Below are 13,691 nucleotides of genomic sequence, written 5' to 3'. Positions count from 1 at the left end.
TTTAAATAAAGGACATTCATAACCTTACTAATGGAAATGACCACATTTTCCGACAAAATAATTATTACCTAACAGTGGAGGACATGAATGGAACAGAACTATGTGCAAGAAGGCAGCGTAATTCGATTCTTTACAAGAAACAACATGATTTTGTTAGCGGGTTGCTTGATAGTGACAATAGTGTCATACTTGCTCGCATTGCGTTATGGCGGTGTAGCAACTATTTCTCTAAACGAAATTTTCAAAACGATTTTGCAAAGTGATCCTGCTTCGTCTCACGGCCGGCTATTTATGGAGATAAGATTACCCTTGGTTACTAATACGCTGTTATACGGTGTTGCCATAGGGGTGGCGGGTGTTCTGCTGCAACGTGCAACTCGTTCTACGGTAGTATGCCCTTCTACATTAGGAATCGTGCCTGCTTGTATTGTGGCTATCTTAATTGCGTTGCATCTCTTTGAGCTTCAAAATGAGTGGGCTGCCGTATTGATAAGTATTTTGGGAGCCGCTTTTGGACTTCTGCTGACCTGCCTTTTTTCACTTGTGATTCCAATCCAAGTAAAAGGAATACGACTTTTAATCGGGGGATTGGCGACAGCTTGCGTACTTGGCATTGTGCTATTCATCTTAGTCATAAAATGGAGGCAGGAAACCCCGTTTATTCTGGGTTTGGAAACCGGTTTATTTACGATAGGTTCACTGTTGATTCCAATTAGTCTTGTCTGTTTTATTCTCTCGCTATGCTTGTCCGGCCGTATGAACGGGAACGATTCGATTTGGCTTATAGCTATCTGTACTGCTATGGCATTAATTCTGACTGGAACTGCTGTTGCAACATCAGGGGTTTGGGTAATGGCAGGATTAATCGCTTCGACTATTGCCCGGGGGCTGACGAGAAAAGCAGATTATCGCATCCTTATACCGGTATCAGCAATGATTGGAGCATCTATCATGACTTTATTAAAACTTCTCTCCTATCTTATTAATCCTCCTCTAGAGACCCCGCTCAATATGATGACTGGTCTAATTGGATTGCCTTTACTTGTTCTACTCATATGGAAGGAAGCTGTTCGTTATAGTAGAGTGTCACAAGCAGACAGGACAACAGCTTAAATATAAGGCCGCCAGTTTTGGCGGTCTTTTTTCAATAATTTTGTGTGTGCAGCAAGTTCAATCCACTTAATTAACATGGGTTGAGACTGCTGGCAGATCTGGTGCAATATTAGAAACGAGGAGGTGTCTGGAACGATGGGAAACCGGACTTTTTTAAGTGTTAATGCGGAGGCGGCAAAGGGGCAGTATGAGGATGTTGCCTTTGAGACGAATAATTTTCTCGCCCCATTTTGGTTCAGCTTGGCTAGTCAGGATCAGTATCAAGGCTGTCGCGAGCTCTAAGCTTGGAATGCAGTAGAATCCCATCTGGAAGATGAGGAGCTTGAGGAAAGACCGGAGTGGGGGCATTTACACGGGCTTTAAGCTGGCATATTCCATGGGCGGAGGCCGTAGAGCAATTGCGGCAGTGCCTGCCTGTTGTCCTAGCACGTTTTCCGGCCCTGGCTCCTCACCTGTCAGAATGGTTGGAAACAGTATTTACACATGTTCAGACGCATCAGTCTCCCATTGTTCATTTGGAATTGGGTGGTGAGCATTTACCTAAAGAAGAACGGAATGCTGCGGACCAGAGCAAAGAAGAAGCATTAATGACAGCACAAATAGTAGAATCAAAAGTTAGTAATTCGGCGCCTTCAAAAAAGCAATATCCGAAACGGCCGGAAAAGCTTTATGTCTGGCTTCTGTCTATTTTATCAGGGGCACTTTTCTTAGGGACTCTGCTGTTGACTGCAAGCTTGTGGCTAGCAGTGCTTGCCTTTCTGCTTCCTGCTATCTGCATCATTGTGTGGGAGCTGCTTATTCGCTCTCTGTTAAGAAGGAAAGATCGAGTCTGCCAGTTTTGAGGGATAAAATCACATATTACGATGGAGCTTCGCCAATTCGTCCTTAAGGCATTGAAGCCGTTAATGCGGATAACACCGGCTTTATCACTGTGCCATGGCATCATATTTTGAATGCTAAGGTTAGCTTGCCGAATCAAATTATGCTTATATTCCATACTGAATTTCAAAGCTGGTATCCGTCACCTGGCCGGGCCTTCGCGGCACTAAAGGTTTATAATCAAGCCACCATCTGGTTGGCTTTTTTTTTAATTCAAACAACGATGTGAAAAAGGTGTATTTTCCAGTATATTTAAATTTGTCATGAGATAGTTTATGACACTGGCTGTTACTCATTAATGATATAATTAATGCTAGTAATAAAAGACGCATATCTGCAAATTACACAGTAATTCGGCGAATAGATAGGCCATTAAAATGAAACTAACCGGTACAAACAAAATATAAAACGAGATTAGTGAAATCATACGTTACAGCTGGAACAAGCACAATCGGAAAGCAAACTGAAGGAGCCGTGCAATGAAGAAGATAGATGCCTTTTGGGAGCAGCGGAATTTTAATAAAAAGGTTCTGGAAGTCGAATTGGATGATGACGATTCCAACGATAGTCTGAATGATCTTACGGATGATTGTGCTAGCTATGATTATATAGTGGCAAAAGTGCCCAAGTGTAGAATGGATCTCGTACATGGTCTTGAGGAATTAGGATTTAGATTTATGGAGACGCAATTAGAAATGACGATGAATCTGCTAAAGATTGCAGAAACATCGCGATTTACGAAAGCAATTTCAGAACAAATCCAATTTCAAACCATCGAAACAATAGAATGTTTGGAAGAGCTATTGTCTAATATTGATAAGGATCTTTTTGTAACTGATAGGGTGTCGCTTGATCCTGTACTGGGTACTGACTTGGCGCACAAGCGTTATCTCAATTGGATTAGAGATGGCTTTCTCGGCGGAAATGCTTTAATCATTGAGGCGACTTTTAAGTCGCAAAAGATTGGCTTTTTTTATTTCTGGAAACGTAAAGACAAGACTCTAGATGCAGTTCTTGTTAGTGTATATAAAAATGTTAGAAGAAAAGCGGTAGGATTAAGTTTTTTAGAAGAAATTCGCAGCTGGCTGGCGAATGAGGGGTATACAAGATTGAATACAAGGGTTTCATCGAATAACCTTGAAGCGCTAAGAGCTAATTTATTTGTCAGTTTTGAAATAAGGGAGATCTATTACATCTTAAGAAAAGTGACGCGATAGCACATGGGAAATGGATCGGAAGTGGAACATGTCCAATTAGGGAAATCATCTTAGTCAATGATTACAGTAAGGATAACAGTCGTCAGGTGTGCGAAAATTTAGGAAAGCGTTATGCTGCGAATATTATAGTCATTCATCACGAGACGAATGGCGGCCAGCATCGCGCATTAATGACCGGGCTCAGGAATAGTCGGGGCAACCTTGTCGTTCTTATGGATGATGATATGCAAAATCCGCCTAGTGAAGTCACAAAACTAATCAACAAAATTAATGAGGGCTACGATGTTGTTATTGGTAAAAGGATGGTTAGTACAAAACAGAGAGTCTCATTCAGCAACTTCCTAATTATGAGAAGAGAAATCGTGACGAAGATTACAGAGGATCAATCGTCTGATCCTGTGATACATGGGCTAATCTTACAAAGTACGGCGAATACAACAAATGTACTAACTGTACATAACCCAAGGAAACACGGCAGATCTAACGATACGGTTGCAAGACTATTCAAGCATTGGCTGAATGTCTCCTCTTACATATCCCCATCTGTGAGTTATTCACTTGCTCTGTTGATTATAATGATGATAGTAGGGCTAAGTGTTACTACATATTATTTTCTGCACCGATAAATTTCTTCAGGGTAATTATTAATGATGTAGCAATGAGAGAAACTCAAAAGGTTGTTCTCAGATGTTACATCTTTTTTTATGCTCTATATCTTAGTCACTTTGTTCCGATAAGCGGGCAGCCCACTGTAGGTATTGTACATGTGTATAAATTTTTCCAAATCAATAAAACACTTCGATCACCTCATTCGTTTCTAATAATGAGAGGCGCGAAAGGGTGAAAGAATGAACATTTCCAAGCTGTGGGAGGAATACGGAGGAGAATTAAACGGCTATCTGCGCAAAACAGCCCGTAATTCTTCAGATGCTGAAGACATCACTTCGGAGGTGTTTCTGCGTGCGCTGAAGAATCAGGTGCTGTTGGACGGGATGACGAATCAGCAGTGCCGTTTATGGCTCTATACGACAGCCAAACGAATTGTCATTGATCAGGCACGCAGGAAAAGGCTGAATTCGCGAGTTCAGTTGATTCCCGATCAGGTTGAAGATGATTTGTCAGGTGTGGCCGTTTCACAGGTTATTGGACTTCTTCCCGATGAATTACAGGATATCTTCGTGATGCGTTATTTTTCAGACATGGATAGTACACAAATCGGACAGCAACTGGGCCTCTCACCAGCAACTGTGCGAACTCACCTGCGCAAGGCACGTAAGCTTTTGCAAAACTATTGGAATTCTCATTCAGGAGGAACAATGTGATGGAAAAACATTTGCGGGTGAATACTTCAATTTTCGACATGATCTCTACAACAGCGGAATCAATCGATGCATATGATGAGATCAAAGTGAACTGCTCAATCTGTTTGACAACTTCTAAGTCAAGGCAGCTTCTTGCCAGAGGAACTTTTGGGGTGAACACGGAGCAGCTGATCGATGTCGGAGACGACGAGAATGTGAAGGTTACGACATTCAATGGGTTAAAGGTATTGAACTCCCAAGTAACAGCTCCAAAGGACCCGACAATTGTTATTGCCAATGGCGGACTAATTATCGAGGACAGTGATAAAAAAACGCTCGATCAATTCAAGTATATCTTCGTGAACGGTTTTGTATTTCATCCGAAAAGTTTAGATACATCGAATTTTATGGTTAATGGCGTCATGCTCTCCTATCCAGACCGTGCTATTCTTATGTTTCAGGCGCTCGAGCTTACCGATGTATTACTGAAAGCGGCTCCACAGGGATCGATATACAGTGTTCAAGGCATCCCTTCCAAAAAGAATAAACTAGGTAATGGCTTGATCGGGACATTTAAAGAAATTGGAATTATTGCTACCGAGCCGCTGGACTTTGAATTGCTGAAAAGCAAGAACATCCGATTTAATACCAGTTGGGTAACGGTGAGTGAGGACAATGCGGAGCAGCTGCTGCCTTTCGTGGAAGGCTATGTAGGTATGACCATTATCCCATCCAATTTTAAAATTATGCGTGGAGGAAAGCTCGATCGGCTTTCTGTTCGCAGGTTTGGCACCCGTATTTATGTTGACGGTGATCTGCAAATTGATGCTGACGCAGCCGACACGCTTGCAGCTGTCGAACAATTGCAAGTAACCGGAAGGGTCACTGTGGCAGACAGCCTCGCCGATGATTTCTTTGCTAAGTGTCAGCAATATGGGGATGTTACGGTCTATCAAGGGGAATGGATCGAGCATACCGGATCGGAAATGCTCCTGAACAGCGAGATGCTGGAGGGATTGGCAGGAGGAGCAACATTATACTTGGAAGAAGCGGATGTCGAACTCGCTGCAGACACTCCGGTTCAATTACTGGCAGACAAACTTCACGGAATTATTTTGAAAAACAGTTCTTTAACTCTAGGCCTTAACCAGCAAAAAGTGCTGCTCAAAAAAATTGAGAATTACGACAGTGATCTTATTATTCGCGAACAGGTCCAACCAGTTGACCTAGAGCAAGAGCCACAACCAGAAACAAGGTCAGAACCGGAGCCAGAAACAAAAACGTATGTGGAAACGCGAATTAACACTTCGTATTACAAGCTATAAGCCGGGCGTACTTGAATAAAAAATGTGTAAAACAGGGTCTTATTGAGGCCCTGTTATTTATATTGCACGGAACCTATTAGGGCAGGATTCTTTCAGGTGAGTGTTTAATCTTTATAGATTAGGTTAACAACTAGATAGAATATAAGGACTTGTTTCTAGGATAATTAAAGGAAAGGAAGAATGAACATGTCAGACATCGTTGATTTCAAAAATGTATCTACAATAGGTTTAGAATCTTCGCCTGTAGCAGAAGCACTTGCTGGTTTACGTGCGAATGAAGCCCGTTACTTTATGAACAAGTACAAGCATGAATTTACGGTTGTTCCTGCCAGCGAAAGTCAGGAAACTTTGGACTATGTGAACCGGATTTTGAAAGAAGAACGTGATATTGTATTTGCTGCCAAGCCGCTCGAAACATCGCGTTTTCAAGTGGAAAATATTCAGATTGCCTACGTTTTTTATGAAGATGGTCTTAGCATCAATGTGATGTATACGATAGATGACCCTAAGAAGCGGGCTGTAGGTTTCAAGCTTTCTGAGGGAATGGAAGTACCTCAGGAGTTAGCGGAGAAGTTCAAATTTGCAAGGCAGAAATCTAAGCTTGCTGGAACGATCCGGGGCTCGTTTTTCGTTATTAAAGGGCAATATTAAATGAACATAACTGAAAAGTATTTTTAGTTCAATGAAGGGTTTTTCCGCATAAAGGAAAGGCCTTTTTTTACTGCAGCAATTCGTGAATTAGATCGTACAGCCTACAAATATGCAGTGATAATAGAATCATCACAGTCATCTTTTTGAATGATATAATGGAAAAAAAGGAAGGTATCTGGTGATTTTGAACGGATACAGCTAGATAGGATGAAATCTATGTACGAGCGTCTTTCAGAAAAATTAAAGGCAACTTCAGCTTTAAAATGGTTTCCCAACCATGGCGCTGAAGAGAGCTGGATTGTCCAAGTGGAAGAGGAACTCGGGTTCAGCCTGCCTCCGTCTTACCGCTGGTGGCTGGCGCATTACGGCAATGCCAGGTTGAATGGAGGGGAAATTCTAGCCGTCTGCTCACCGGAGCATAGAGAGTATGACGATAGTGACATTCTTTATATACATCGGCTGAATTTAGCGGAGGACTGGTGGGTGAGCCGGTTTCCCAATAGAGTAGATTTGTTCGTTCCAGACAGTGACGAGCTTTATTTCTTCGATACCTCATCCAGAAATGAGCAGGGCGAGTTTCCGATTATGTGTTACGATCTTATGAATGATATGATCGACATCTATGCTTCGACGTTTGCAGAGTTTTTAGAACGGCTTATTGATCAGCATTCATAACTTTTATTTTGCAGTTTACCGTCATTTTACCTCCCATTCTTATCATGTACCTTATGCGTTCCGCGAGAACGAAATTTTTTAACGAAAGGTAGATTATGAATGGCGAAAACAGTATCCCTAAGAGAGGTTTTTCCAGGCAGCGTTCTGGCTGCGAAGGTAATAACGCCTGCGGGCATGGTCCTGCTCCCGGCTGGCGTGAAATTAACGAGAGAGCTGCTGGAGAAAATCAGGAAATTCGGAGTACATACTATAAAGGTAGAATAGATAGATAGTCAGGGCGGTGTAATAGCGATATTAGCAAGAGCGAGCGGTATCCCTTTCATAACAAGGGATGCCGCTTTTTTCAATTCATTTTTTGCCGGAATTTTACCGTCATTTTACCTGAACCATCTATTGTATCAACTATCAAGTGCAGATGGAGGTTTATTAAAATGAGGTTTTCAATATATCGCGTTTTGCTTATTCAGTTAATAGGAATGATGCTCCTAGCATCTGTCCCGTTGCATCCCGCTCAGGCAGCTCCGGGCTTTGCAGGTGGCGATGGTTCACCTGGCTCTCCGTATCTAATCGAAAATGCCAGCCAATTCAACGAGATCCGAAATGATATTAATGCTTCTTATAGGCTGACTCAGGACATTGATTTATCATCGTATGCTTCATTAGATGGAGGGAAGGGCTGGAGGCCGATTGAAGGTTACTTTTCAGGTCAACTGGATGGGGACGGTTATCGGATTACTGGCTTGTCTATTCACCGGGGGGATGAGAATAATATCGGTTTATTCCAGTCTATCTGGGGTAAAATCAATCGTTTGAGCATTGTACAAGCCGAAGTTACAGGCAACGACCATACCGGTATTTTGAGCGGTGATATGTATATGGGCACTGTTGAAGATGTACATGTCTCCGGACAAGTAGAGGGTGGATCGCAGGTTGGAGGCTTGATCGGGGGAATTCAGGATTCACAGGTGCAAGGAACTGGAGCTTCCGTTTCTGTTAAAGGCACTAGCAGCCATGTAGGCGGGTTAATTGGAGCTAGTTCAAATTCGGCCAACACGACCATAGCTGTTGCGGACAGTTATGCGGAAGGAAATGTCGAGGGACTAGACACTTATGTAGGCGGGCTTATTGGGCTTCTGTTCATGGGAAGAGTGGAACGCAGTTATGCCTCGGGAAATGTTGCCGGGGCTAACGAAACAGGCGGACTCGTTGGAACAGCATATGCTGGAAGTGTCATTCGGGACAGCTACGCGCTTGGCAAGGTTAGCGGAGACAAGACGGTTGGCGGATTTGCCGGCCATATCTATGAATCGAGTATCAGCCAATCCTATTCTGCGGGCACCGTAACGGGCAATACTAACGTAGGCGGATTTGCCGGGTACACCTACAATTGGACATCTAGTCAGTTGTATTGGAACTCTGATGCCTATGAGCAGGCTTTTGGTTTTAGCGCGAGCAGTATTACTGGTATTTCAGGAAGTAACCTGCTCAAAGCCTCGAACTATGGTGGCTTCGACTTCAGCAGCAAGTGGGCAATTGCTGAGGGCAAGAGCTATCCCTATTTGCGCGGCAATGCTCCACTTTGGCTTAATAATTTAACTTTAACACCAAACGCCGGTACGGCTGGCAATATCGCACCTGCTTGGCAGTCTTTTATCAACCAATATGATTTGAGCGTCACCAGCAGTGTAACTTCGTTGACAGCTGTGCCGGTTGTTGCGAATGCCGGAGCAGTTGTAGAGGTCTCTGGAGTGAATGGACTTACTACTGGAACCAATACGGCGACAATCACTATAAAAGATTCTAAGGGAGTAAGATCTCCGAATGTTTATGTCATCCATATACATAAATTGACTTCGTCCAATCTGTCTTCTGACGCCAGCTTGTCGGACTTGCGAATTAACGGTGCTCCAATTGCCGGATTTAGCGGCAGCACGCTTAATTACAGTATAGTCGTTCCAAACTCGTCTACAGCCGTGACGATAACGGCAACGCCAAATCATCCTGATGCTGTATATACCGTCATAGGCGGGACTGCTCTCAATCTGGGAGATAACACGGTAACAGTCAAAGTGACAGCATCTGATGGAACGACCCGTACGTACACGCTGACAATTAATCGAAACCGCTTTGCAGGAGGGAACGGGACGGAGGCGTCTCCTTATCTCATCGGGAATGCGAGTCAGTTTAATGAAATCCGTAACGATTATCAGAAAGTTTACCGGCTCATTGCGGATATAGATCTGTCTGCTTATGCAACGGCAAATGGCGGCCAGGGATGGGAACCCATTTATTTTGAAGGGATTCTGCAGGGTAACGGACATGCCATTAAGGGTCTCAATATTAATCGGCCTAGCGAAAATGTAATCGGCTTGTTCCAATATATTTATCTTGGCAGCGTGTCTGATCTAAATATTGTGCAGGCTAACGTAGTTGGGGGGGATGATGTGGGTATACTTGCTGGCCTGCACAACTCTAACACAATTACAAACGTACGGACATCTGGCTCGGTTTCCGGCAACAGTAATGTGGGGGGACTTGTCGGAAGCTTGCATAGCGGTACGATAAAGGCTAGCAGCTCTGCTGCAACAGTTATTGGCAGCGGCGATGCAATCGGCGGGTTAGTTGGACAAAGTTATTCAGCGATTGAAACAAGCTACACCGAGGGTAATGTGCATGGTTTAAACAAGGTGGGCGGTTTGGTCGGTGAAGCGATTGGCTCAACGATTTCGAATAGCTTTGCTATAGGGGAAGTAAAAGCAGATACGGCTTCGGCGGGTGGATTGATCGGCCGAAGCAATCAAGGTACCTATACGAATTTATACGCTGCGGGGAAAATACAAGGAGGCAGCGCTGTTGGCGGTCTGGTAGGTACTCGGTCAAACTCAACCTTCACAAGAGGATATTGGAATCCGTCGACGACTGGTCAAATCTTGGGAGCGGGTTCGGGTACGGCTACCGGATTGACAGGATATACGACAGCGCAGATGAAATCCAGCAGCAGCTTTAGCGGCTGGGATTTCAGCAGCATCTGGAGCATTGCTTCAACGACAACGCCATATTTGCGGAGTGCGCCGCTGCCGTTGTGGCTTACCGGTTTGACGGTTACGGGGGATACGGGTGCTGCTGTAAACGTATCTGCATTTGATAATTTAACGCGATCCTTTACGGTAGGTGTGGCAGCCGATGTGCACAGCGTTACCATTACGGGAACCGCAATTGATCCTTTGGCAGTTGTGACCGCGGGCGGGGGCATGAATTTGTCATCCGGCTCCAACCCGGTCGTCGTTACGGTTAAGGGGGCTGACGGCTACAATAGCCTCGAGTATCGGTTAAACGTGATGCGCGCCAATCCTTCTATAGCTGGTCTAAGTGATATAACATTATCCTCGGGTACGCTTAGTCCCGCATTCGCAGAAGCGACGACAGGCTATTCGGTTAGCGTTCCCTTTGCAACGTCTACACTGGCCGTTACTCCTTATGTCAGCAATGCTGGGTCCACGGTTAAAATAAACGGCACTGCCGCTGTTAGTGGTCAACCTAGCGGAAATATTGCACTTACGGCAGGTACAAGCACGGTCATTACGATAGAGGTTACTTCCCAGGACGGAACCAATACGAAAAGCTATACACTGACGGTGACAAGAGCAGCCGGCAGTGCGAATGCAAACCTGAGTGCATTAACGACAACGGGGGGAGCACTAAGCCCGACATTCTCCGCTGCTACGACATCCTATACCGCCGCAGGAGTGTCCAATACGACTACCAGCGTTACGGTACGCCCAACAACAGCGGATTCTTCGGCCACGTTGGCAGTTAGCGTGAATGGCGGGACTGCTGTATCCGTAACAAGCGGTCAAAACAGTTCGGCGCTTGCTCTTAACGTTGGAGCCAATACGATAGAGATTACGGTAACGGCTCAGGATGGAACGATAAAACGATATTCGATTTCTGTAACGCGTGCTGCAAGCACGGTTACAACATTAAGCGGACTGACTGTATCTTCTGGAGCACTTAGTCCTGGTTTTACTTCTACCCGTACAACTTACACGGCCACGGCCGCAAGCAGTTACTCTAGTGTGACGGTGAAACCTACGGCAACTTTCGCAGGCGCGACGATTACAGTGTCGGTCAACGGAAGTGATCCGGTTGTCGTGGCAAGCGGAACAGATAGCGTGGCCCTGCCTTTGAATGCCGGAGTCAATACGATCGAGATTAAAGTACTCGCTCAAGATGCCGTCTCCTCGCGAACATATACGATTACGTTGACGCGAAGTGCAAGTACGGCGAGCGATTTGACATCATTCAGCTTTGAGGGCTTGTCGCCCGCAGTGATCGGGACAATTAATGGAACGAATGTTTCGCTGACCGTGCCGTACGGGACGAATGTCGGACAGTTGGCCGCGACCTTCGCCAACTCAGCTGCATCTACCGTAACAGTCGGAGGCGTGACTCAGACTAGCGGCGTGACGACTAATAATTTTACAGCACCTGTCTTATACAAGGTGACGGCTGAGAACGGTACAACAACCAAAACCTACACGGTCACGGTTACGGTAGCGGCGAGTACAGAGAAGGAATTGATGTCGTTCAGCTTTGCTGGACTAACACCAGCGGTGACGGGAACGATCAGCGGCAATAATATAACGCTGACCGTGCCTTATGGAACGGACGTTAGCACACTAGTGTCGACGTTTAGCAGCTCGGCAGGTTCAACAGTCAAAGTAGGAACAGTCGCTCAAGTGAGTGGAGTGACCGCGAATGACTACACGTCTCCGGTGGTTTACACAGTGACAGCACAGGATGGAAGTACGCAGGATTACACGGTGACGGTCATGGTAGCATCGAACATGGAGAAAGAGTTGACGTCGTTCAGCTTCGCAGGACTAACACCTGCGGTAGTAGGGACGATTAGCGGCAATGATGTGACGCTGACCGTGCCTTATGGAACGGACGTTAGCGCACTAGTGTCGACGTTTAGCAGCTCAGCAGGTTCAACAGTCAAAGTAGGGACTGTTGCTCAAACCAGTGGAGTGACCGCGAATGACTACACGTCTCCGGTGGTTTACACGGTGACGGCGCAGGATGGAAGTACGCAGGACTATACGGTGACGGTCGCGATAGCATCGAACACGGAGAAAGAGTTGACGTCGTTCAGCTTTGGAGGACTGACACCTGTGGTAGTAGGAACGATTAGCGGGAATAATGTAACGCTGACCGTGCCATACGGAACGGACATTAGCGCATTAGTGTCGACGTATAGCAGTTCCGCAGGTTCAACAGTCAAGGTAGGTAATGTCACTCAAGTGAGTGGAGTGACCGCGAATGACTTCGCGTCCCCAGTAATCTATACTGTCACTGCTCAAGATGGCAGCATAAAGAGCTATACGGTAAGCGTCACAATAGCGGATAATCCGTCACCAGGCGGCGGCAATGGAGGAAATGGAGGAAGCGGAGGCACCGGCGGTGGTGGTGGCACTGATACCGGACCGAAGGACTATGATGAGATCATAATAAAAGCGGGACAATCCGGAAGCTTCAAACGTGCTGGCGAAATCAGCCTGTCCATCCCGAGCGGCGTATTTGAACAGGATGCAACGCTGCAGGTAAGAAAAATCACCGACACATCGAAGCTTGTGAATCATGATGAACGGCTAGTTGGTCCAGTTTATGAGGTGCTGAAAAAATCATCAGGCATGATTATGAAAAAAATGCTCATTACATTGCAGTTTGATCCTGCTTTAATCAAAGAAAACGAGAAGCCAGCTATTTTCTACTACGATGAGGTTAATAAGAAATGGATAGAGCTTGGCGGTACTGTTGAGGGCAATAGCGTTACTGTAGAAACGAATCAATTCGCTAAGTTTGCGGTGCTGCCCGTTCGTAAAAATTCGGATGGCGGGACAACGTCTCCGCAGTTTACGGATATAGAGGGGCATTGGGCTGCAGCTGCAATTATTCAAGCAGCATCGATAGGAATTACTTCCGGGTACGCCGACGGCACGTTCCGGCCGAATGCACCGATTACGAGAGCAGAATTCGCAGTTTTGCTCATCAAGGCGCTTCAAATCCAGGGTGAAGGTTCAGAATTACGTTTCACGGATAACAAAGCGATAGGGAATTGGGCCAAACATTATATTGCTCTAGCGGTCAAGGAAGGAATCATTAACGGTTATTCGGACGGTACCTTCCGACCTCACGGACTTATTACGCGCGCAGAGATGGCTGTCATGCTGGCCAATACACAGCACACAAAGCCAGAAGCAACCGTAACGACAACCTTCGCAGATGATACGGATATTCCAGCTTGGTCGAAAGGGGCGATTAAGGAGATCGCTGAACAAGGAATCGTACAAGGGAGAGGCGGGAACCGCTACGTGCCTATGGCTACCGCTTCCCGTGCGGAAGCAATTGTCGTTCTCTTGAAGCTCATTCAGAACGCAGAATAGTGATTTTATTAGATTAAGCCCCTCCGGGGCTGCTCCTCCAACAACCATTGACGACCAATAAGTCGCCGATGGTTGTTTTTCTTC

Annotated in this window: 11 protein-coding genes; all 11 read left to right on the top strand. The window is 45.5% G+C overall.

The genetic code is table 11. From position 1 onward, the window contains the following. Positions 1-87: 87 nt before the first annotated feature. The 11 genes from TY10_RS24510 (at position 88) to TY10_RS24465 (ending at position 13,607) form a co-directional block, all read left to right on the top strand. A complete protein-coding gene (locus TY10_RS24510; RefSeq protein WP_042169617.1) occupies positions 88-1,113 on the top strand; it encodes an iron chelate uptake ABC transporter family permease subunit in 1,026 nt (341 codons plus the stop codon). Between the two features lie 135 nt (positions 1,114-1,248). Next, the gene (locus TY10_RS30640) at positions 1,249-1,395 is read left to right on the top strand and encodes a hypothetical protein (RefSeq protein ID WP_155986041.1); all 147 of its coding nucleotides are present in this window, start codon (positions 1,249-1,251) and stop codon (positions 1,393-1,395) included. Positions 1,396-1,451: 56 nt separating this feature from the next. Further along, positions 1,452-1,955, top strand: coding sequence for a hypothetical protein (locus TY10_RS24505; protein ID WP_042169615.1), 504 nt, complete (start codon positions 1,452-1,454; stop codon positions 1,953-1,955). A gap of 516 nt (positions 1,956-2,471) precedes the next feature. Further along, complete coding sequence (locus TY10_RS24500; protein ID WP_042169613.1) at positions 2,472-3,209, top strand: hypothetical protein; 738 nt, start codon at positions 2,472-2,474, stop codon at positions 3,207-3,209. Further along, the gene (locus tag TY10_RS32630) at positions 3,206-3,835 is read left to right on the top strand and encodes a glycosyltransferase family 2 protein (RefSeq protein ID WP_081735474.1); all 630 of its coding nucleotides are present in this window, start codon (positions 3,206-3,208) and stop codon (positions 3,833-3,835) included. The genes TY10_RS24500 and TY10_RS32630 overlap by 4 nt, the downstream gene beginning before the upstream one ends. Positions 3,836-4,057: 222 nt before the next feature. After that, on the top strand, positions 4,058-4,531 hold the full coding sequence (locus tag TY10_RS29210) for an RNA polymerase sigma factor (RefSeq protein WP_052350752.1): 474 nt from the start codon (positions 4,058-4,060) through the stop codon (positions 4,529-4,531). Then, a complete protein-coding gene (locus TY10_RS24480) occupies positions 4,531-5,835 on the top strand; it encodes a hypothetical protein (RefSeq protein ID WP_042169608.1) in 1,305 nt (434 codons plus the stop codon). The genes TY10_RS29210 and TY10_RS24480 overlap by 1 nt, the downstream gene beginning before the upstream one ends. Positions 5,836-6,021: 186 nt before the next feature. Continuing rightward, complete coding sequence (locus tag TY10_RS24475; RefSeq protein ID WP_042169606.1) at positions 6,022-6,486, top strand: hypothetical protein; 465 nt, start codon at positions 6,022-6,024, stop codon at positions 6,484-6,486. Positions 6,487-6,702: 216 nt separating this feature from the next. Then, positions 6,703-7,161 (top strand): SMI1/KNR4 family protein, encoded by a 459-nt coding sequence (locus TY10_RS24470; protein WP_042169603.1) that lies wholly within the window; start codon positions 6,703-6,705, stop codon positions 7,159-7,161. A gap of 99 nt (positions 7,162-7,260) precedes the next feature. Then, positions 7,261-7,425, top strand: coding sequence for a hypothetical protein (locus tag TY10_RS30635; RefSeq protein ID WP_155986040.1), 165 nt, complete (start codon positions 7,261-7,263; stop codon positions 7,423-7,425). A 167-nt stretch (positions 7,426-7,592) separates the two neighbouring features. Then, positions 7,593-13,607 (top strand): cadherin-like beta sandwich domain-containing protein, encoded by a 6,015-nt coding sequence (locus TY10_RS24465; RefSeq protein ID WP_042169601.1) that lies wholly within the window; start codon positions 7,593-7,595, stop codon positions 13,605-13,607. The last annotated feature ends 84 nt before the right edge of the window (positions 13,608-13,691 follow it).

It is taken from the genome of Paenibacillus gorillae, assembly GCF_000513275.1.
Classification (GTDB): Bacteria; Bacillota; Bacilli; order Paenibacillales; family Paenibacillaceae; genus Pristimantibacillus; species Pristimantibacillus gorillae.
The sequence above is the reverse complement of the archived record's forward strand: the minus strand, read 5'-3'. Positions and strand labels throughout refer to the sequence as shown.

Excerpts from the sequence above, each read along its gene's own strand:
- TY10_RS24480 (WP_042169608.1), top strand. The coding sequence starts at position 4,531 with ATGGAAAAACATTTGCGGGTGAATACTTCAATTTTCGACATGATCTCT.
- TY10_RS24465 (WP_042169601.1), top strand. The coding sequence starts at position 7,593 with ATGAGGTTTTCAATATATCGCGTTTTGCTTATTCAGTTAATAGGAATG.
- TY10_RS29210 (WP_052350752.1), top strand. The coding sequence starts at position 4,058 with ATGAACATTTCCAAGCTGTGGGAGGAATACGGAGGAGAATTAAACGGC.
- TY10_RS30640 (WP_155986041.1), top strand. The coding sequence starts at position 1,249 with ATGGGAAACCGGACTTTTTTAAGTGTTAATGCGGAGGCGGCAAAGGGG.
- TY10_RS24510 (WP_042169617.1), top strand. The coding sequence starts at position 88 with ATGGAACAGAACTATGTGCAAGAAGGCAGCGTAATTCGATTCTTTACA.
- TY10_RS30635 (WP_155986040.1), top strand. The coding sequence starts at position 7,261 with ATGGCGAAAACAGTATCCCTAAGAGAGGTTTTTCCAGGCAGCGTTCTG.
- TY10_RS24500 (WP_042169613.1), top strand. The coding sequence starts at position 2,472 with ATGAAGAAGATAGATGCCTTTTGGGAGCAGCGGAATTTTAATAAAAAG.
- TY10_RS24475 (WP_042169606.1), top strand. The coding sequence starts at position 6,022 with ATGTCAGACATCGTTGATTTCAAAAATGTATCTACAATAGGTTTAGAA.
- TY10_RS24470 (WP_042169603.1), top strand. The coding sequence starts at position 6,703 with ATGTACGAGCGTCTTTCAGAAAAATTAAAGGCAACTTCAGCTTTAAAA.